Origin of the sequence: Actinomadura sp. HBU206391, assembly GCF_014323665.1 — a bacterium.
GTDB lineage: Bacteria > Actinomycetota > Actinomycetes > Streptosporangiales > Streptosporangiaceae > Actinomadura_C.
Genome location: NZ_JABVEB010000003.1, coordinates 103256 through 122868 on the forward strand (window position 1 = coordinate 103256; position 19613 = coordinate 122868).

The following is a 19613-nucleotide window of genomic DNA, read 5'->3' on the forward strand; positions in this document are numbered from 1 at the left end:
GGATGTCGAGTTCCGCCTTCAGCGTGGCACCGATCAGGGAGTCAGGCGGGAGAGGACGTCAACACGAAGTCCTCACGGCGCAACTCGGTGACGGCGCGGAACGCGGTGCGCACGCCGCCCCACAGGTAGTGGGCGCCCGTGCCCTGGCCGGCCAGGTTGAGGGCGCTCGCCACCGGCGGATGATGCCCTGCACGACACGGGCGGCGATGAGCATGGCGGGGTTCTGCGCGACTCCGGCGATCGCCGAGCCGATGACGAAGACGATCAGGCCCAGCTGGACGAGGACCTCGCGGAGGTCTGACGGCGGACAGCGGAGGCTTGACAGCCCGATAAGGGAATTAGCAAACTGGCTAAATGCTCTCGATCGCAGTGCTCAAGGCCCTGGCCAGCGAGCGGCGGCTGCAGATCCTGCAGTGGCTGAGGGACCCGACCACCCATTTCCCGCCCCAGGCCGACGGCGACCTCGAACGCGACGGTGTGTGCGTTCTCTTCATCGCCGACCGCCTCGGCGTCAGTCAGCCCACCGCGGCCGAGCACCTGAAGATCCTCGCCCAGGCCGGGCTGATCGAGGGCAAGAGGATCAAGCAATGGACGTTCTACCGCCGCGACGAGGCGCGCATCGACGAGATCAAGCAGGCCTTCCGAGGGGACTGGTGACCGTGTACGGCTCGCTCAGCGAGACTCGAGCCCCTTCGCCACGGTCCGCGCCGCCTTGAGGAGGAACGGGTCGGACATCGAAGGCACGTCGTCGAAGACCACGACGTACCGTCCGGCCCGTACGACGAGCGAAGGCTGGAGGTTGATCTTGATCTCGTAGGCTTCGTCGCCGACGTTCGGTATCGCCCTCGCCTCCGTCCCGGACGCGTCCAGCAGTTCGTCGGCCTCCTGCGCGGTCGCGGCCACCCAGCCGATCCGCACCTCCGCTCCGCCGTCGACCTTGCAGCTCCAACGGCGGATCGACGCCGAGCCGAGGCGGAGCGGATCCGCCGGGTAGTTGTCGGGGTCGCGTGCCCATGAGGTGCCCTTCAGAAGGGCACAGACATCGGGCCAGGCGTCAGGTCGGACCCCGCCGAGCTCGACCGGTGACGCGCCGTCGGCCGAGGCGTAGGCGGCCAGCCGGAGGCCGGTGTTCAGCAGCCTGGCCGTGTAGACCCGGTCTCCGACGATCCGCACGTTGTCGATCACCGCGTGCCCGTTCTTGTTCGGCCAAAAGCCGCGCTTCGGGAAGGGCAACGGAACGGTCGCCACGCGGGAGGTACCCGGGTCGATGGCGTCCAGAGCCGCCGGCACCAGGCCGGGATCGAGGTCGAAATGGGCGGGAGCGTACTCACCGAGCCACGAACGCAGTCCGTACACCCTGCCGCCGACGGCGACCAGATCGACGAGCTCGCGCTCCCACACGCGCCTTTCCAGCTTGCCGGTACGGGTGTTAACGAACCCGAGCCACGTCCTGGTCCGGGAGTTCCGCACGCCGTCACCGTCGTGGTGGCTCACGACGGCCCGGTCACCGGCCACCGCGAAACCGCTCGCGCTGACGCGTCGCGCCGACTCCCCCAGGATCTCCTTGCCGTCGGCCCTGATGAGCGAGAACCGGTACAGAGAGGAGCCGGGCCCCCTCCTGGTCAGCATGGTGATCCCGCCCTGGACCGATCCGCCGACCAGGCGGCCGGCGTGGGCGGGCCGCTCCCACCGGACCGCTCCCGTCGCCGCGTCGAGGGCGTACAGATCCTTGTCCGGCTCACAGTTCGCGTTCAGTACGAGCAGGGACCCGTCGCCGTCGAGGGGGTCCGGTTTACAGGTCGCTCCGCGCGGAATGGTCCAGGTCCAGCGCTGCCTGCCGGTGCGGGCGTCCACCGCGATCAGCGTCTTCTTCTCGGCCTCGTCGCGGAGCACCGCGACACCCCCGGACGCCGTCCGCACCACCTTGTACCGGAAGAGCGAGCCGTCGTGGAGCGGGCGGAAACGGTCCGCGCGCCACAGCACCCGTCCGCTGACCGCGTCGAACCCGGTGGTGCGGAGGTCGGCCTTGTCGTCCGGGAGCTTGGCCCCGTTCGCTCCGACCGCGACGGTGGTGACGACCAGCGTGTCGGCCGTCACCGCGAGGCCGGCCAGATTCCGTGACCTCTCGTAGTAGTGCCACCGCGCCGCCCCGGTCCGGCCGTCGCGCACGTCCAGCCCGCGGCCCGAGATCACCACGACCTGCCCCGCGACGAACTCGATCGACGGGTACGGGTCCTGCGGCGGCGCGGCCGCCGCGGGGAGATCGGCCTGCCAGATCCGCCGGAACGGCCCGGTCCCCGGGCCCGCGTCGCCGAACGGCTGCGCGGCGGCGGTGCTGGTCGAGTGGTCGGCCGGCGGCGCCGAGGGCTTCGGCGGCGCATCGGAGCCGCTGCATCCGGCGGTGACGGCCGCGACGACCATGAGCATGGCGACGTACGCCTTGGGGACCCTCACCGAACCTCCTGCGACGGGAACGCCGAACACCGGTCGAAACATGGACGCCCGAGCGACCGCGACGGTTTCACGCCGCCGCGCCGCCCGGCGTCGCCGGCGTCGGCCCGCCCCTCCGCAGGGGCCCGGGCACGAAGGCTAGATCAACACGGGCTCGGAGGCCAGACCGGCCGGCCGCTAGACCAGCCGGCGGGCGGCGGCCCAGCGGGACAGTTCGTGCCGGTTGGAGAGCTGCAGCTTCCTCAGGACGCTGGACACGTGCGTCTCGACCGTCTTCACCGAGATGAAGAGCTCCTTGGCGATCTCCTTGTAGGCGTAGCCGCGCGCGATGAGCCGGAGGACCTCCCGCTCCCGCTGGGTCAGCTGGTCGAGCTCGGGATCGATCGCCGGCGCGTCGGTGGCCGCGAAGGCGTCGAGGACGAAGCCCGCGAGCCGAGGCGAGAACACCGCGTCGCCCTCGGCCACCCGGCCGATGGCGGCCGTCAGCTCGGGCCCTGAGATGGTCTTGGTCACATAGCCGCGGGCTCCGCCGCGTACGACCCCGATGACGTCCTCGGCGGCGTCGGACACCGAGAGGGCGAGGAAGCGCGCCGACGTCGCGCCCTGCAGCCGTCGCAGCACCTCGATCCCGCCGCCGCCGGGCAGGTGCACGTCGAGCAGCACCACGTCCGGCTCCGCGCCGGAGATCACGGCGACCGCCTCGTCGACGTCGCCGGCCTCGCCGACGACCTCGACCGACTCGCCGAGCTCCGCCTTCACCCCGGTACGGAACATCTGGTGGTCGTCCACCAGAACCACACGTCTCATCAGACCGTTCTCCCTGCCCGTTCGACCATCGCCGCGCGTTCGCCGGCCGCGGTCACGAGCGTTTCATCTCGAACCGGACTTCGGTGCCCTCGCCCGGGGCGGTGCGCACTGTCGCCGTCCCGCCGTTGCGATCCATACGTCCGATGATGGACCCGCGGACGCCCATCCGGTCCGGCGGGATCGCGTCGAGATCGAATCCCTTGCCGCGGTCACGGACGAAGATCGCCACTTCCTGGCCCTCGACCTCGGCGAAGACCGAGACCGACGGCGCCCCGGCGTACTTCGCGGCGTTGACCATGGCCTCGCGGACGGCCTGAAGCATCGCGGCGAGCCGGGTGTCGAGCGGGCAGTCGCCCACGCAGACGACCTCGATGGGCACGCCATGGTCGTCCTCCACCTCACCGGCGATCTTCTGCACCGCCGCCGCGAGCGTCTGGTCGGGGTCCGCGCGCGGCGCGTACAGCCAGCTGCGCAGTTCCCGCTCCTGTGACCGGGCCAGCCGCTGCACCTCACGCGTATCGCCGGCGTTGCGCTGGATCAGCGTCAGGGTGTGCAGCACCGAGTCGTGGACGTGCGCGGCGAGTTCGGCGCGTTCCTGGGAACGGATCCGCTCCCGGCGCTCGGCGTCCAGATCCTGCCAGAGCCGCAGGACCCACGGGGTGGCGATCATGGCCACCCCCGCCAGGATGACCGTGGTGGCCACAAGGATCTGACGCACCTCGTGCCCGCTGGCCTGGCCGGTGCCGATCTGCTGGAAAACGAAGCCGCCGATCCCGGCGAGCACGAGGAGCATGCCGACCAGGCTGCGGATCCACATCCGCCGCAGCGGCATCGTGGTCGTACGGACCCATCGCTGGCGCTGGTCACGGTCGGCCTGCTGCCACAGGATGGCGCAGCCGATCCCGCACACGATGAGCGGCCACAGCGCCACCTGGCCCAAGCCCCGCGACCAGGTGACGAACGACAGCCCGGCGATCAGGGCTCCGTAGGCCGCCAGCTGAAGCCAGTCGCGGCGCGCGGCCGGCTCGTCGCGCTGGGGCACGAGCACCCAGAAGGCGGCGTAGGCCGCCATTCCCATGCCACCGGCCACGACCAGCAGCACGAACGCCAACCGTACGATCACCAGATCGAGGCCCAGGTGGTCGGCCAGACCGCGGGCGACGCCTCCGAACAGGCGTCCGTCGGCCCGGCGGACCAGCCGGGTCTCGGACTGTGCGCCCTCGGTCATCTGTCTCCCTACGTGCGGCGTCCGGTGGGTGTCGCCCACCGTTGCAACGATGGTCACACGTATGGCGGGGCAGCGGTATCGGGGCGACCCCGGAATCGCCTGTCGCCGGGTCTCAGGGTCGGATCAGGGGTGTCCCTGATACCGCGCACGAGCGAGACCCGCCACGATGGGCCCATGACGCAGGACAGCCCTGAACCCGACCCGGCCGAGCCCACGAAGCCGGACGCGCACCCGAGGCCGGACGAGCCCGTGAAGAAAGGGTACGCGCACGGCAGCGCCGATCGGCTGCCGCGCACCCGGGAGGGCCGCGTCATCACGGGCGTCTGCGCCGGGCTGGGCCGCTACACCGGCATCGATCCGCTGCTCTTCCGCGTCGGCTTCGCGCTACTCGTGGTGGCCAACGGCGTGGGGATCCTGTTGTACGTGGCCGCCGCGCTGCTCATGCCCGACGAGCCGGCGGCCCCGTCGCCCGCGGGCACCTCGCCCATGAACCCGTCGGTCATCGAGCAGGCACTGAGGCGCCGCTTCGACGGCGACACGGTGCTCCTCCTCCTCGGCGGGCTGCTCTCCCTCGGGGTACTGCTCAACATCACGGGCTCCCCCGCCGACCATGGCCCGCTGACCGTGATCACGGTCTTCTCCCTGGTCCTGCTCGTCGCGCACTCCCGCAACGCCGACTTCGCCGAGCTGGTCCGGACGCTGCCCGAGCGGCTCCAGGGCCACCCGCTCGAGCCCCAGTCGCCGCCGCCCGCCGCCCGGCCCATGTCGCTGGAGAAGAACACCGGCCTGCCCGAGGGCATGATCGACCTCGCCACGCTGGGAAGGGTCCCCGGAGCCGGCCATGCCGCGCCCGCCTCGCAGGCCGTGCCGACCCCACCGGCCTGGTCCGCCCCACGCCCGCAGCCCGAGCCCCGAATCGCAGGCGCCACCGGATCCTCATGCCGGCCGTCGGCGGTGCTGACGTCGGTCACCCTGCTCCTGGGAATGATGGCGGCGGCCGTGATGATCCCGGTGGCCGGCGGCCATCCCACGAACAACTCCGTACAGATCTTGACCGCGACGGGGCTGGCCGTCATCGGGTTCGGACTGCTGATCGGATCGGTGTTCGGCCGCGGCCGCGGTCTCGTGGCGTGCGGAACCTTGCTGTCGCTCGGCTTGATGACGACGTCCGTCATCGCGGAGGCGCCCGTGAACGGCCAGTTCGGCGATGTCGAGTGGCGGCCCGTCGACGCGACCAGGGCCGAGCAGTCCTACAAGGTTGCCCTCGGCAGCGGCCGGCTCGACCTCACGGCGCTGCCGCTCACACCAGGCCAGCGGATCAAGGTCAACGCCGAGATCACGGTGGGCGAGCTGCGGGTCACGGTGCCGCGCACGGCGCGCATCGATCTGCATGTCCGGGCCGGTCTCGGCGACGCCACCGTGGAACACCAGGTCACCAGCGGCCCCAACGCCAAGGTGAGCAGGACCTTTGAGCCGGAGAGCCGGCCGAAGAACCCTCCGATCATCGAACTGCACGTCCGAGGCAAAGTCGGCAACGTGGAGGTGAACCTTGCGTAGGCACCGGTTCGACCCGGGCTCGCTGCTCGCCGGACTGCTCTTCCTCGCCGTCGCGGGGGTCTATCTCGCCGGCGGATTCGGCGACCACGCCGTCGTGCCGGCCGAGATCCTCGTCCCCGCCGTGTTCATCGGCCTCGGCGTGGTGGGACTGGTGCGGGTGCTGACCCGGTCTCGCCGCCGCGAGCCCTGAGCGTTCGTCAGCAGGTGATGGAGGAGCGGGGCGTCGGCTGCCCCTTGAGGGCCTGCCTCAGCCTCGGGCTGCCATCGATCGACGTCACCTCTCCCGCGGGCGGCCTGGCGCTCGCGACCGGCGCGTCCCCCAGCACCTGCAGGGAGTAGTTCACCGGCTGGCGGCCGTTCAGGTCGACGGTCAGGTACAGGTTCCGGACCAGGTTGAAGTCGTCTATCCAGGCTTCCGCCCGCGCCGACGCGGTTCTGCCCTGCGCCGCGCCGAGGAGGACCAGCAAGGTGGTCCGCTGCTCGGCCGGGCCTGCGCACACCGCTCTGCGCACGTCGACTCCGAAGGAGTACTTGCGCACCCGGATCCTGCCCTCCACCGTGTCGGTGCCGATCGAACGGACCGACGTCGCTCCGCCGATCACGAAGAGCATCGACAACTGGTCGTCGCGCGAGGGGACCCCGTCGGCCCTCAGCTGAGCCGCCGGCATCGCCACCCAGGACTTCCCGGCCGGCAGCAACTTGCGCACCGAGGCCGACCCTGGTTTCAGCCAGGCCCGCTCACCCGAGGTGCGGGCCTCAGAACGCACGCCGTCGGTGTCGATCACGAGGGCGGCCTCCCCGTCCGCCTTCCCGAGGCGAAGCTCCACCTGCTGCTCGTGACGGGTGTCCCCGGACCTGATGGAGGTACGGGTGAGCACATGCGCGGGAACCGCGTTGATGGTCGCGTTCACCGACTGGATGGACAGCGAGGAGCCCGACATCGAGGAATTGGGCACAGGCGTACCCGTGCCGCTGGTCGGCTCGGCCTTCGGCTCATCGCTGCACCCGGTCGCGCCCCCCATGAGCAGGGCCGCCGCCATGGCGCCGCCGGCCAGCCGTCCGGCCGGCGTCACGAGGACGCCTCGACGGTCAGGCGGGCCAACCCCGACTCGGCCGCCGACCGCACCTGTTCCTCCGGGTCGTCGAGTGCGCTTTCGAGCACCGGCCGCACCGAGGGGTCCCCGGTGAGCGCCAGGCTGAACGCCAGAACGCCTCGTACGGCGGCCGACTCCTCGACCGCCCAGCGGTCTCGCATGGCGGCCGAGGCCGCGTCGACGAGGCCGGCCGGGGCCGGCCGCGAACCGTAACCGACGATCTTGCCGAGCGCGTCGGCGGCCGAGGCGCGTACGCCGACCACGGGGTCGTCCAGAGCGTCGGCCAAGGCCGGCACCGCGGAGCGGACCAGCCGGAAGCCCAGCAGGTCGCACAGCAACTGGCGGGTGAGCGGCCGGCGCGCCCGCTCGAGCGCTCCGACCAGTGCCGGTGCAGGCGCCTCTCGTTCGAGCCGCCACATCAACGGGCGCCGGTCCGGAGTCTCCTCCTCGAGGGCGCTGACGATGGCCTCTGGGCCCAGGTTCCGATCGATCATGTTCCGGCCGCCCTCAGAGAACGACAGCGCATACGACGACGAACGGTCCGCATGCGGGAGACAATATCTTGGCGCCCCACCAGATCGCCGCGCCCAGCGTCAGGCCGCCGCCCACGACGATCGCACCGTTCTTGACGGTCTCCGGGTCCACGGAGAAGTCACTCTGGTTCTCCCCCGCCTCGTCGCCCGAGTCGTCGTTCGGCTGGGTGCCGAAGTTGTCCTCGCCACGGACCCTGCCGTCCGGGAACACGTTAGTGTGCGAACCGTCCTTGTGCTGGACGTCCCAGTGGTCCTTGTGCTTGGTGTCCCACTCCCACTTGTTGCCGTCCTTGTCGATGTATCCCGGCTTCTGGCCCCTTCCCCCTACCCTCTTCGGCTTCCCGTGACTGTTCTTGGGCGGCACGTAGGGGCGGGGTCCGCCCGTCGGCAGTTTGTCGGGGCTTCCGATGCCGGGGCCGCCACCGACCGGTGCCGCCATCTGGACCTGCAGATAGTCCAGGGGCTGGCCGCCCAGCGGCTGGACCTGCGGCTGACCCTGTTGTCCTTGCGGCTGTCCCTGCGGCCCGCCCTGCGGTCGGCCCGGCTGGCCCGGCTGGCCCTGCTGCCCGCCGTCGGCCGTGGTGCCCTGTCCGTCCTCATCCGGTCCGGACTCGGAACAGTCCTGCTGGGCGACCCTGCACACCGCGTTCACGGCGGCGGAGGTGATCGTGCCTCCTATGCCGGTGACGACCAGCGCGAGCGTGATCACGCCCACCAGCAGCACCACTGCGATATAGGAGACCGAGCCCTCTCCCCGATCCAAGCTGAGTCGTCTCACCGTCCGGACCCCCGTCCACCACGAGTCGAATCTTTGACTCAACCTCTGACTCAACAACAGCCGGGAGTTGATGGACAGGGCCCGGGGACCCATTCGAGACCCATGACCGGCCGGCGGCGGGCCCGTCACACCGGTCGGCGGCGTCCCCTCACCGCGCGGCGTGAGGGCCGCGTGCGGGCAGGGCGTGGAGCGTGATGGCGTAGGTGGGGCCGGGGTTGGCGAGTTCGTGCAGGCGGCCCTCGCCGGGCGAGCCCGACGGCGCCTTGCGGGCGAACACCCGGGCCCGGTTGATGCGCAGTGGGCGCTCGGTGGCGCCGTCGGGGCTGATCGCGACCTCGGTCAGCTCCCCGGCGACCAGCATGGCGACCGGAGTGGCGTCATGATCGTGCAGGTGGGTGCGGTGGCCGGGCGGCCATACGGTCAGCCACAGCTCGATGTCCTCGGTGCCGTCGAGCCGCGTGCGGACCGGCTGCGCGGCGTCGAAGCGCACCAGGTGCCACCAGTCCGCCGGCCGTGCCATGTGCTCGTGGATCAGGGCGGCCAGCCGGCCGACGGTCGGCGGGCGCTTGGTGATCACCCGCTGGTGGGGGTCGTCCTGGCCGTGCATGGTGATGTCGGGAATGAGATCGAGGTCCACCGGAAGTCCTTCGTGTACGGGCGGTGAGCCGGCGTCCGCGGACGCGGCGGTCACGAACCTGGGGCGAGCAGCCGGAGAGCCCGGCGGAAGCGCTGAGACGTCAGGTCAGCGACAACAACACGAAGGACACAGCGCGGCGGCCGTACGGCTGCGGAGCTCGGCGGAGACCGCTGAGCCCGGCGCCAACTGGCTACGACGAGAATCACGCGCTGGCATGCACACAAGGAGACACTCCATCACAGTGAGTTGTCAACCCGAGTGCACGTCATGGACCCGCCGGATTCTCCGGGCGGACACCATCGGGTCTGGCGCAGTTCGCGCAAGCCGCGCATCATGCGCATGGCCACATGATCTAGACAGGAGTCATCCATGGTGTTGGACCGGCGAACCTTCCTTCGGACCGGCCTTGTCGTAGGCGGGGTTGTGGGCGGCGGGACCGTCCTCGGCACGGGCGGTCCGGCCGTCGCGGCGCCCTCGCTGGTCCGCTCGGGCCGGCCGCGACTGACGCACGGGGTGCAGAGCGGCGACGTGACGGCGAACGGCGGTGTCGTGTGGGCCCGCTCCGATCAGCCCGCCCGCATGCTCGTCGAGGTGAGCGACCGCCCGGACTTCAAGCACGCCCGCACCGTCAAGGGGCCGCTGCTCACCGCCGACACCGACTTCACCGGCAAGACCTTCCTGAAAGGTCTTCCGTCCGACCGCCGGATCCACTACCGGGTGCGGCTCGAAGGCGACCGCACGTCGTCCGCCCCCACGGCCGGCGGGTTCCGCACCCCTCCGCGCGGCCGCCGCGACCTCCGTTTCGTCTGGTCCGGTGACCTGGCCGGTCAGGGCTGGGGCATCAACCCCGACCTCGGCGGTTACCGGATCTTCTCGGCGATGGCCGCGCTCGACCCGGACTTCTTCCTGTGCAGCGGCGACTTCGTCTACTCCGACGGCCCGCTGACCGAGACGGTCGCGCTGCCGGACGGGCGCACGTGGCGCAACCTGGTCACCCCGGAGAAGGCCAAGGTCGCCGAGACGCTCGCCGAGTACCGCGGCCAGTTCCGCTACAACCTGCTCGACGCCAACCTGCGCGCCTTCAACGCCGCGGTGCCGATGGTCTACCAGTGGGACGACCACGAGGTGCTGAACAACTGGTACCCCGGTGAGATCCTCGACGACGTCCGCTACACGGAGAAGCGCGTCGACGTCCTCGCCGCGAGGGCCCGGCGGGCGGCGATCGAGTACACGCCGACCGCGATCCGCTCTTCGAACGGCCGGATCTACCGCAAGATCGAGCACGGCTCGCTGCTCGACGTGTTCGTCGTCGACATGCGCACCTACAAGGACCCGAACGGCCCGAACACCTCCACCAGCGGCCCCGGCCTGCTCGGAGCCGAGCAGCTGGCCTGGCTCAAGCGCGAGCTGCGCGCCTCCAAGGCCACCTGGAAGGTGATCGCGGCGGACCTGCCGATCGGCCTGGTCGTGCCGGACGGCACCGCCCAGGAGGGGATCGCCCAAGGGGACGGCGGCAGGCCGCTGGGACGCGAGCGCGAGATCGCCGACCTGCTGTCGTATGCCAAGCGGCACCGGGTGGACAACATGGTGTGGCTGACCACCGATGTGCACTACACCGCCGCGCACTACTACGACCCGGCCAAGGCGGCCTTCAGCGACTTCGACCCGTTCTGGGAGTTCGTCTCCGGCCCGCTCAACGCCGGCGCCTTCGGGCCCAACGCGCTCGAAGGGACCTTCGGCCCCCAGCTGCGCTTCGCCAAGACGCCGCCTCAGGCCAACACCTCACCGGCCGACGGCCACCAGTTCTTCGGGGAGGTCGCGATCGACGGTGGGAGCAAGGTCCTGACCGTCCGGCTGCGCGACCTCGACGGAACCGTCCTGTTCTCGACCGACCTGGACCCCGCGCACTGATCCTCACGCCACGCGCGATCCACGTGCCCGCGCCCCTCTCCCACCGGAAGGAGAGGGGCGCTCGCGCACCGGACCAGATCCGCACTCGGATATGAGGCTGCGGGAGGTGAAGCCGCGGGGTTCGGCCCGGGAGACATACCGCTAGATGTGCTGGGCGACCGTATCCATGGCGGCTTTGTCGCACCCGACGGGCATGTAATACATGTCCCTCTCCGGAGCGAAACCCTCCAGGTCGGATTGGGCCAGCGCCAGGGCCTCCGGGAAGACCCGAATTCCGGTCACCTGCCTGCCGTCCGTGCGCACTCCGATTCTGGTGACGGCGTCCTCGAGTTCGAAAACGGCGTTCCGGCTGGGAAGGACCTCCGTTTTCACGCAGTCGGTGTACGCCACCGACGTCGGTGTTCCATGGACCCGCCAGGTGTCGGCCCGCGTCGGCACGCCGTGCACCAGCTTGGCCTCGTGCACGGTCACCTCGCGCGGGCTCGTCCACACGACGCACGCGCCGCTTCGCGTGCGGTAACTCTGCCCCGGGCTCAGGTCGACGCTGCCGGCCTTCTGCGGAACGAGCGAACGGGAGCCTGCCCGGCACGCCGCCACCTCCTCGGACGCGGCGGCGACCGCCTGGGCCCTCGCGGGCACGGCCGCGGCCACGGAGGCAGCGGACACCCCGGCCAGCACCAGACCGGACATGGCACCCGAAAAACACGACACAATTCTCACGACGCTTCCGCCTTTACGAAATGAACCCATGAATCTCTGATCCGGAATTGTCTGGACAGAGCGGCCTTCTGCGGTCACCGCAGCGGAGACCGCCGCGAATTCGATCGAGGCTCGAGGCCTCTCCCGCACCCACGTGATCCCCGGGCGCCGGATCCATAAAACCGCGATCGGCGAGAACTCAATGGGCTCGGGCACGCCATCGCCGGTCGTCGGCAACGCCCGTTGTCCGAGTCGTTTGTCGGCGATTATCAGACACCGTCATGTCCGCATTCACGACGCTGATCCCGGCTCGGACGGGATCATCCTCCGCGCCGTCCGCGCGCGGCCGCGGATGAGCGATCGCCGGCCCGGGCATGCCCCGCGAGTGCCGGGATTCACCCCGGCATCGCCCGAGCCCTCGATCCGCCTCACAGACCTCGCCCTCGCCGGACGACCCGGTCGCCCGCGCGACGAACGCGAAAATATACTGAAACAGGTTCCGATTCGGGTCTGGTACACGCTTCAACCAAGGCATACGTTCATAGGGCCGCCCCTCCAGCGCCGGAGGTGCATTGATGTCCGTCCTGCCCCAATCGTCCGAACTGTCCCGCGGTCCTCCTCGCCGCGTCTTCGGCTGCCACTGAACCACCCCCGGAGACGCACCCGAATGGAGGACACATGCCGCGTGTCAAAGTCGAGGTCGACGGTGTGACGTACGAGGACGACGTCGAACCACGCCTTCTGCTCATCCACTATCTGCGCGACCGATTGGGAAAGGTCGGAACCCCGGTCGGCTGCGACACCACCAACTGCGGAGCCTGCACGGTGCTCCTCGACGGCATGAGCGTGAAGAGCTGCTCCGTGCTCGCCGTTCAGGCCGACGGCCACCAGATCGTCACGGTCGAGGGCCTCGGCATCGACGGAGAACTGCACCCGATGCAACGCGCGTTCCACCAGGAGCACGCGCTGCAGTGCGGGTTCTGCACACCCGGAATGATCATCGCGTCGATCGACCTGTTGCGCGAGAACGCCGATCCCTCCGAGGAGGAGATCCGGGAGGGTCTCGAAGGCAACCTGTGCCGCTGCACCGGCTACCAGAACATCGTGCGGGCCGTACGCACGGCCGCCGACGAGATGCGCCGGGCACCGGAGCGAGAGGCCGCCTCATGACCGTCCCCGTACAGGACTCCGCGCGCGGCGAGATCGGCTCCGCCCGCAGGCGCTCGGAGGACGCCCGGCTGATCGTGGGCCGGACGCAGTGGACCGACAACATCCAACTGCCCGGGATGTGCCATGTGGCCTTCCTGCGCAGCCCGTACGCCCACGCCCGCATCGCCCGGGTCGACGTCGAGGCCGCCAAGAGCCGGCCCGGGGTCGTCGCGGTGTTCAGCGGGCAGGACCTCGCCGGCGAGCAGGGCAGCCTGCCGTGCGCTTGGCCCGTGACCGAGGACATCGTCATCCCCGATCATCCGCCGCTGGCGGTGAGCGAGGTACGGCACGTCGGTGAGCCGGTGGCCTGCGTGGTCGCGCGTGACCGCTACGCCGCCGCCGACGCGCTGGAGCACATCGACGTCGACTACGAGCCCCTGGAGCCCGTGGTCGACATGGAGGCGGCGCTGCGACAGAGCAGCCCGCTGGTGCACAGCGAACACGGCACCAACCAGTCCTACCGCTGGGTGTTCGAGAACGGCGACCTGGACGCGGCCTTCCGGGACGCACCCGTCCTGATCGAGCGCCGGTACGTGCAGCAGCGCCTGATCCCCGCGGCGATGGAACCGCGGGCGGTCGTCTGCGAGCCCTTCGGCGAGGAGTTCCGGCTCTGGTCGGCCACCCAGATCCCGCATGTCCTGCGGGTCATGCTCGCCATGGTCACCGGCATCGCCGAGCAGAACCTCCGGGTGATCGCTCCGGACGTCGGAGGCGGGTTCGGGTCGAAACTGCAGGTGTACGCAGAAGAGGTGATCTGCCTTCTGCTGGCCAAACGGCTCGGCCGGCCGGTCAAGTGGACCGAGTCGCGCAGCGAAGGCACGATGGCCACCCACCACGGCCGGGACCAGATCCAGCGGCTTACGCTCGCCGCCGATGGCGACGGCAGGATCCGCGGCCTGAAGGTCGACCTGCTCGCCGACATGGGCGCCTACCTCATGCTGGTGACCCCGGGCATTCCGCTGCTCGGCGCGTTCATGTTCAACGGCATCTACAAGATGGACGCCTACTCGTTCACCTGTACGGGTGTCTTCACCACCAAGACGCCCACCGACGCCTACCGGGGCGCGGGGCGGCCCGAGGCGACTTACGCCATCGAACGGCTCATGGACGAGCTCGCCACCGAGGTCGGCCTGGATCCGATCGAGGTACGGCGGCGCAACTGGATCCGGCACGAGGAGTTCCCCTACGACACGATCGCCGGCCTCACCTACGACTCCGGCAACTACGAGGCGGCCACCGAGCGGGCGACGGTGCTGTTCGAGTACGACAAGCTGCGCGCCGAACAGGCCGACCGCCGGGACCGCGGCGACCCCGTACAGCTCGGCATCGGCGTCTCGACCTTCACCGAGATGTGCGGGCTCGCGCCGTCCCGCGTGCTCGGTTCGCTGTCGTACGGCGCCGGCGGCTGGGAGCACGCGTCGGTGCGGATGCTGCCGACCGGCAAGGTCGAGGTGGTGACGGGCAGTTCGGCGCACGGCCAGGGCCACGAGACCGCGTGGGCCCAGATCGCCTCCGACGCTCTGGGCGTTCCGTTCGAGGACATCCGGGTGCTGCACGGTGACACCCAGATCGCGCCGAAGGGCATGGACACCTACGGCTCCCGGTCGCTGGCGGTCGGCGGCATCGCGTTGCACAACGCCTGCCTGAAGGTGGTCGACAAGGCGCGCCGCGTGGCGGCGCACCTGCTCGAGGCCGCCGAGCAGGACCTGGAGTTCAAGGACGGCCGGTTCTCCGTACGCGGTGTGGCCGACCAGGCCAAGACCCTGCAGGAGGTGGCCCTGGCGGTGTTCGCCGCGCACGACCTGCCGGACGGCGTCGAGCCGTCGCTGGACTCCGACGCCACGTTCGACCCGGATGACTTCTCTTTCCCGCACGGCACGCATCTGTGCGCCGCCGAGGTGGACACCGAGACCGGGTTCGTACGGCTGCGGTCCTACGTGGCGGTCGACGACGTCGGCAAGGTCGTCAACCCGCTGATCGTCGAGGGACAGGTGCACGGCGGGCTCGCGCAGGGCATCGCGCAGGCGCTGTACGAGGAGGCGGTGTACGACGAGGCGGGCAACCTCACGACGACGACGCTCGCCGACTACCTGGTGCCGTCGGCGGCCGATCTGCCCACCTTCACCACCGACCGTACGGAGTCGCCGGCGACCACGAACCCCCTCGGGGTGAAGGGCGTCGGCGAGGCCGGCACGATCGCGTCGACCCCGGCGGTGGTCAACGCGATCGTCGACGCGCTCCGCCCGAACGGCGTCCACGACGTGCCGATGCCGTGCACGCCCGAACGCGTGTGGCGCGCCATCAGAGGGGTCGGTCCACCCGCCGGCGAAGAGACCACGCCAGGCGCCGGCGGCGGGCTCGGATCGGCTTCCGGAGGTGACTCATGATCCCGGCTGAGTTCGGATACGTGCGGCCGGAGTCCGTCGAGGAGGCCGTGACCTCACTGACCGAGGCCGGCGAGGACGCGAAGGTGCTGGCGGGCGGGCAGAGCCTGCTGCCGCTGATGCGCCTGCGGCTGGCCTATCCGGAGGTGCTGGTCGACCTCGACCGGGTGGCGGAACTCCGCGGCGTCCGCGATGACGGCGACGCGCTGTTCATCGGGGCCATGACGACCCATGACGAGGTGGCGAAGGATTCGCTGGTGCGTGCGCACGCGCCTCTGGTGGCACTGGCCACCGCGACCGTCGCCGACCCGGCGGTGCGGCATCGCGGCACCTTCGGCGGCTCGCTCGCGCACGCCGACCCGGCGGGCGACCTTCCCGCCGTGACGCTGGCGCTGGACGCGGTGTTCGTCGCCCGGTCGGACCGGGGCACCCGGGAGATCCCCGCGTCGGAGTTCTTCGTCGACCTGCTGACATCGGCGCTCGAACCCGACGAGCTGCTCACCGGGATCCGGCTGCCCAAGCTCGGTGAGGGTTGGGCCTGCCACTACGAGAAGTTCCACCGTACGGCGCAGGCCTGGGCCATCGTCGGGGTCGCGTGCGCCGTGCGGCGGTCCAACGGCACCGTGGCCGAGGCCCGGGTCGCGCTCACCAACATGGGCTCCGCGCCCGTGCGAGCGCATGCGGTGGAGACGGCCGTCGCGGGCGGCCCGGTGTCGCTCGACGCCTTCCGGTCCGCGGCCGAGGCCGCAGCCGAAGGCACCGACCCGCCGGCGGACCTGCACGGCTCGGTGGAGTACCGCGGGCACCTGGCGCGGGTGCTCACCGCCCGTGCGCTCGCCTCCGCCGGAGGTCTCTCGTAGCCGAGTCGACCGATCCCCTTCCATGTCGGCCGCCCGCTCCCGGAGTGGGCGGCCGACAGCCGTGGCAGGGGTCTTGTCGATCCATGACATGCCAGGAAGCACCCGGCGAGATGGGAGTGACAATCTTCTGAAGCGGCACCCCTGAGGCACGAACGGCCCCTAGAAACTTCGCGCGACGGTCAGGGCGACTCCTCCGCGGTCCGGCGCATCCGGTAGGCGCGCTGCTGGCAGGCGCGTGAGCAGTAGTCCCGCGGGCGCCCCGTGGCCGCCTGGGGGACGACTTCGCCGCAGAGCACGCAGACGGGCTGACCGTCCCCATTCTCATCATCGCCGATAGTTTCATCACGCCCGCTGTCAGGTCTTTCGTCACGCTCGCCGGCGGGCCGCGGTGAACGCGCCTCGACGAACATCTCGATGCTGTCCAGTACGCGCTGCAGGCCGAACTCGAAACCGCGCTCGCCTGAGGGCCGGTCGAGGGCCCCGGCCGCGCGGACCCTGGCCAATGTCGGGTAGCGGGCGGGGTCGAAGAACTCCTCCCAGAAGTGGGCGCGGTCGGACCACCACTGCTCGTCGGTGACGCCGGTGCGCCGCTCGGCCTGTGCGGCGTCGATCGAGATCCGTGCCACCCCTCGGACGTACCCGTCGACGAGGTGGAACGTGTCGACCGTCTGGAGTTCGGTGAGGCCGATCCCGGACAGCGCGCGCAGTGCCGATTCGTACCACGCGATCCCGTTGGGACCCAGCGCGGGCCGACCGGCCGGGGCCTGCAGCACCCAGGGATGACGGTGGTAGAAGGCCCAGTCCTCCCGCGCCCCCAGCTCGAGCTTGGCCCGCCAGCCTCCCGGCACGGTGTCGAGCAGGGGGACCTCGGCGATCACCGTGTCCATCATGACGTCGAACAGTTCGGCCTTGCCGGGCACGTGCCGGTACAGCGACATGGTGGTGAACCCGAGCCGGTCGGCGACCCGTCGCATGGACAGCGCCGCCAGCCCCTCACCGTCGGCCACCTCGATGGCGGCCCGCACGATCCGCTCCAGGGTGAGCCCGGGCCGCTGCCGCTCACCGGCCTTCCAGAGCAGTTCCAGGCCGCGTGCGGCGTCCGCGCGCCCGCTGCGGTCAGTTGCCATGTGCACCCATCAGTCGACTTGACGACCATCGTAGGTCTGTGTACAAGATACACCGAGTGTGTACGCCATAAACAAGGAGCGGTTTTGCGAAGACACGATCTCCGACACATGCGCACGGCAGGTGCGTCGCCATGAGCCGGCAAAGGACTCCATCCATCATGACCACATCGCCCGACACGATCTCTCACCCGCCGTCGCACCGCCGGGCGGGCCGCTTCGAGCGGCTCGCCGGATGGTCCTATCGCCACCGCCGGCGTGCGCTGGCCCTCTGGGTGACGGTTCTGATCGGCGTCAGCGTCGCCGCGGCCACCGTCGGCGGCGACTATCGCAACGACTTCTCCCTGCCCGGCACCGAGTCCCAGCGAACCGTGGACACGCTGACCGAGCACGCTCCCGCTCAGGCGGGCGACACCATCGAGATCGTGTTGCACGCCCCCGGCGGGGTGCGCGCGGCACAGATCCGCGGACGCGTCGGCGCCGTTCTCGACGACGTCCGCAAGCTGCCGCACGTGGCGGACGTACGCAGCCCGTACGCCGACTCGGCGGCCGTGTCGCGCGACGGGACGATCGCCTACGCCACCGTGATCCTCGACGGCACGGCCGACAAGGTGCCACCCGCCGACGTGCTCCGGATCGTCGACTCCGCCCAGGCCGCCGAAGGGGAAGGCCTCCAGGTCGAGCTGAGCGGCACCGCCGTCCGGGACGCCGACGCGGGGGCGAGCGGAGCCGCCGAGACGGCCGGCCTGCTCGCCGCACTGGTGATCCTCGTCCTGCTGTTCGGCTCGATACTCGCCGCCAGCCTGCCACTGATCACAGCGATCTTCGCCGTCGGCGGCACGATCGCACTGATCACGCTGGCCTCGCATCTGACCGTCGTGCCCGACTACGCGTCGGCGGTGATGATCCTCGTAGGCCTCGGCGTCGGCATCGACTACGCCCTGCTGATCTTCTCGCGATACCGCGCTGAGCTGCTGGACGGCAGCGAGCGCGAAGCGGCGCAGCGCGCGGCGCTGGACACCGCGGGCCGCTCGGTGCTGTTCGCCGGCTGCACGGTCATCATCGCGCTGCTCGGCCTGCTCGCGCTGGGCCTGGGCGCGCTGAAGGGAATCGCACTCGGCGTCGCGCTGACGGTGCTCGTGACCATGATCGCCTCGCTCACGCTGCTGCCGGCGCTGCTCGCCATCACCGGGAAGCGGATCGAGCGCAGCGTACGACGGCGTGCGGCGCGTGCGCGGCGTGCCGACGGGGAGCGCTGGCGCCGCTGGGCGACGTTCGTGCAGCGCCATCCCTGGCCGGCCCTGGCCATCGCGATCCCCGCGCTGCTCGTGCTCTCGTTCCCGGCGCTGGACATGCGTCTCGGTTTCGCCGACGCCGCGAACGACCCGCCGTCGTCCACGACCCGGCAGGGGTACGACCTGCTCGCCGAGGGCTTCGGCCCCGGATTCAACGGGCCGCTCATCGTCGTGGCCGAAGGCGCCGACGGCCGGGCGACGACGATGTTGCGGCAGACGCTCCAGAAGACTCCCGGCGTCGCGCTCGCCACACCGCCGTCACCGTCCCCCGACCGCGAGGTGGCGACCATCGTCGTCTTCCCCGACTCCAGCCCGCAGGACGCCGCGACGAACGAACTCGTGGAACGGCTGCGCGACCACGTGCTCCCGCCCCTGGCCAAGGGGACCGGTGCCACGTTCCTGGTCGGTGGGGCCACGGCCGCCTCCGACGACTTCGCCGGCGCCGTCGGCAGCAGGCTGCCGGCGTTCGTGGCGCTCGTGATCGGCCTCTCGACGCTGCTGCTCGTGATCGTCTTTCGCTCGTTGCTCATCCCGTTCAAGGCGGCGGTGCTCAACCTGCTGAGCATCGGGGCGTCTCTCGGCGCCATCAAGCTCGTCTTCCAGGAAGGCATGTTCGGCGTCCAGCCAGGGCCGATCGAGGCGTTCATCCCGGTGCTGATCTTCGCGATCGTCTTCGGCCTGTCGATGGACTACGAGGTCTTCCTCGTCTCCCGCATGCAGGAGGAATGGCATCGCACGGGCGACGCGCGCATTGCCGTGCGTGAGGGCCTCGCGACCACCGGGCGCGTGATCACCGCCGCGGCGGCGATCATGATCGTCGTGTTCGGTGCCTTCATCCTCAGTCCCGAGCGCATGCTCCAGCAGTTCGGCCTCGGCCTGGCCGTCGCGATCTTCCTCGATGTGCTCGTCATCCGCTGTCTGATCGTCCCCGCGGTCATGCGGGTGCTGGGCGAGCGCGCCTGGTGGCTGCCCGCTCCGCTGCGGCGACACCTGCCGCGCGTCTCCCTGGAAGGCGGTCCCGCGACCCCGAAGGAACGGAGCTGACG

18 protein-coding genes are annotated in these 19613 nt (G+C 70.6%); 8 read left to right on the forward strand and 10 right to left on the reverse strand.

The features are described from left to right. Nucleotides 1-41 precede the first annotated feature (41 nt). Nucleotides 42-173 carry a hypothetical protein gene (locus HKK72_RS40555; RefSeq protein ID WP_261986497.1) on the reverse strand — a complete coding sequence of 44 codons (132 nt, stop codon included), beginning with the start codon at nt 171-173 and terminating at the stop codon, nt 42-44. A gap of 181 nt (nt 174-354) precedes the next feature. Between HKK72_RS40555 and HKK72_RS03330 the strand changes: the two genes are divergently transcribed. Next, a complete protein-coding gene (locus HKK72_RS03330) occupies nt 355-657 on the forward strand; it encodes an ArsR/SmtB family transcription factor (RefSeq protein ID WP_187232711.1) in 303 nt (100 codons plus the stop codon). 15 nt (nt 658-672) lie between these two features. Here HKK72_RS03330 and HKK72_RS03335 read toward each other — a convergent pair whose 3' ends face one another. From HKK72_RS03335 to HKK72_RS03345, 3 genes are all read right to left on the reverse strand, one after another. Next, a complete protein-coding gene (locus tag HKK72_RS03335; protein WP_187232712.1) occupies nt 673-2454 on the reverse strand; it encodes a PQQ-binding-like beta-propeller repeat protein in 1782 nt (593 codons plus the stop codon). Between the two features lie 174 nt (nt 2455-2628). Beyond that, nucleotides 2629-3258 carry a LuxR C-terminal-related transcriptional regulator gene (locus HKK72_RS03340; protein WP_187232713.1) on the reverse strand — a complete coding sequence of 210 codons (630 nt, stop codon included), beginning with the start codon at nt 3256-3258 and terminating at the stop codon, nt 2629-2631. Between the two features lie 52 nt (nt 3259-3310). Beyond that, nucleotides 3311-4486, reverse strand: coding sequence for an ATP-binding protein (locus tag HKK72_RS03345; protein ID WP_187232714.1), 1176 nt, complete (start codon nt 4484-4486; stop codon nt 3311-3313). A gap of 174 nt (nt 4487-4660) precedes the next feature. On the opposite strand from HKK72_RS03345, the gene HKK72_RS03350 reads away from it, so the two are divergent. Both HKK72_RS03350 and HKK72_RS03355 read left to right on the forward strand, forming a co-directional pair. Further along, entirely contained in the window at nt 4661-6043 is a 1383-nt protein-coding gene (locus HKK72_RS03350; protein WP_187232715.1) for a PspC domain-containing protein, read from the forward strand. Further along, entirely contained in the window at nt 6036-6233 is a 198-nt protein-coding gene (locus tag HKK72_RS03355; protein ID WP_187232716.1) for a hypothetical protein, read from the forward strand. Before HKK72_RS03350 ends, HKK72_RS03355 begins: the two co-directional genes overlap by 8 nt. A 7-nt stretch (nt 6234-6240) precedes the next feature. Here the strand turns inward: HKK72_RS03355 and HKK72_RS03360 are convergent, their stop codons facing one another. From HKK72_RS03360 to HKK72_RS03375, 4 genes are all read right to left on the reverse strand, one after another. After that, nucleotides 6241-7116, reverse strand: coding sequence for a hypothetical protein (locus tag HKK72_RS03360; RefSeq protein ID WP_187232717.1), 876 nt, complete (start codon nt 7114-7116; stop codon nt 6241-6243). Beyond that, nucleotides 7113-7631: a HEAT repeat domain-containing protein gene (locus HKK72_RS03365; RefSeq protein WP_187232718.1), complete on the reverse strand. Its 519-nt coding sequence runs from the start codon at nt 7629-7631 to the stop codon at nt 7113-7115. The genes HKK72_RS03360 and HKK72_RS03365 overlap by 4 nt, the downstream gene beginning before the upstream one ends. 13 nt (nt 7632-7644) lie before the next feature. Further along, the gene (locus HKK72_RS03370; protein WP_187232719.1) at nt 7645-8448 is read right to left on the reverse strand and encodes a hypothetical protein; all 804 of its coding nucleotides are present in this window, start codon (nt 8446-8448) and stop codon (nt 7645-7647) included. A gap of 148 nt (nt 8449-8596) precedes the next feature. After that, nucleotides 8597-9085 carry a cysteine dioxygenase gene (locus HKK72_RS03375; protein WP_187232720.1) on the reverse strand — a complete coding sequence of 163 codons (489 nt, stop codon included), beginning with the start codon at nt 9083-9085 and terminating at the stop codon, nt 8597-8599. A gap of 369 nt (nt 9086-9454) precedes the next feature. On the opposite strand from HKK72_RS03375, the gene HKK72_RS03380 reads away from it, so the two are divergent. Then, the gene (locus tag HKK72_RS03380) at nt 9455-10996 is read left to right on the forward strand and encodes an alkaline phosphatase D family protein (protein ID WP_187232721.1); all 1542 of its coding nucleotides are present in this window, start codon (nt 9455-9457) and stop codon (nt 10994-10996) included. A gap of 141 nt (nt 10997-11137) precedes the next feature. Here HKK72_RS03380 and HKK72_RS03385 read toward each other — a convergent pair whose 3' ends face one another. Then, nucleotides 11138-11686 (reverse strand): hypothetical protein, encoded by a 549-nt coding sequence (locus HKK72_RS03385; protein ID WP_187232722.1) that lies wholly within the window; start codon nt 11684-11686, stop codon nt 11138-11140. A 687-nt stretch (nt 11687-12373) separates the two neighbouring features. Here HKK72_RS03385 and HKK72_RS03390 point away from each other — a divergent pair. Genes HKK72_RS03390 through HKK72_RS03400 form a run of 3 tightly spaced genes read left to right on the forward strand, consistent with a single transcriptional unit; the run spans nt 12374 to nt 16148 of the window. Continuing rightward, on the forward strand, nt 12374-12865 hold the full coding sequence (locus tag HKK72_RS03390; protein ID WP_187232723.1) for a (2Fe-2S)-binding protein: 492 nt from the start codon (nt 12374-12376) through the stop codon (nt 12863-12865). Beyond that, complete coding sequence (locus HKK72_RS03395; RefSeq protein WP_187232724.1) at nt 12862-15291, forward strand: xanthine dehydrogenase family protein molybdopterin-binding subunit; 2430 nt, start codon at nt 12862-12864, stop codon at nt 15289-15291. The genes HKK72_RS03390 and HKK72_RS03395 overlap by 4 nt, the downstream gene beginning before the upstream one ends. Then, the gene (locus HKK72_RS03400; protein WP_187232725.1) at nt 15288-16148 is read left to right on the forward strand and encodes an FAD binding domain-containing protein; all 861 of its coding nucleotides are present in this window, start codon (nt 15288-15290) and stop codon (nt 16146-16148) included. Before HKK72_RS03395 ends, HKK72_RS03400 begins: the two co-directional genes overlap by 4 nt. Before the next feature lie 179 nt (nt 16149-16327). On the opposite strand, the gene HKK72_RS03405 is transcribed toward HKK72_RS03400, so the two are convergent. Further along, entirely contained in the window at nt 16328-17275 is a 948-nt protein-coding gene (locus tag HKK72_RS03405; RefSeq protein WP_187232726.1) for a TetR/AcrR family transcriptional regulator, read from the reverse strand. Between the two features lie 158 nt (nt 17276-17433). Between HKK72_RS03405 and HKK72_RS03410 the strand changes: the two genes are divergently transcribed. Continuing rightward, a complete protein-coding gene (locus tag HKK72_RS03410; RefSeq protein WP_187232727.1) occupies nt 17434-19611 on the forward strand; it encodes an MMPL family transporter in 2178 nt (725 codons plus the stop codon). Nucleotides 19612-19613 lie beyond the last annotated feature (2 nt).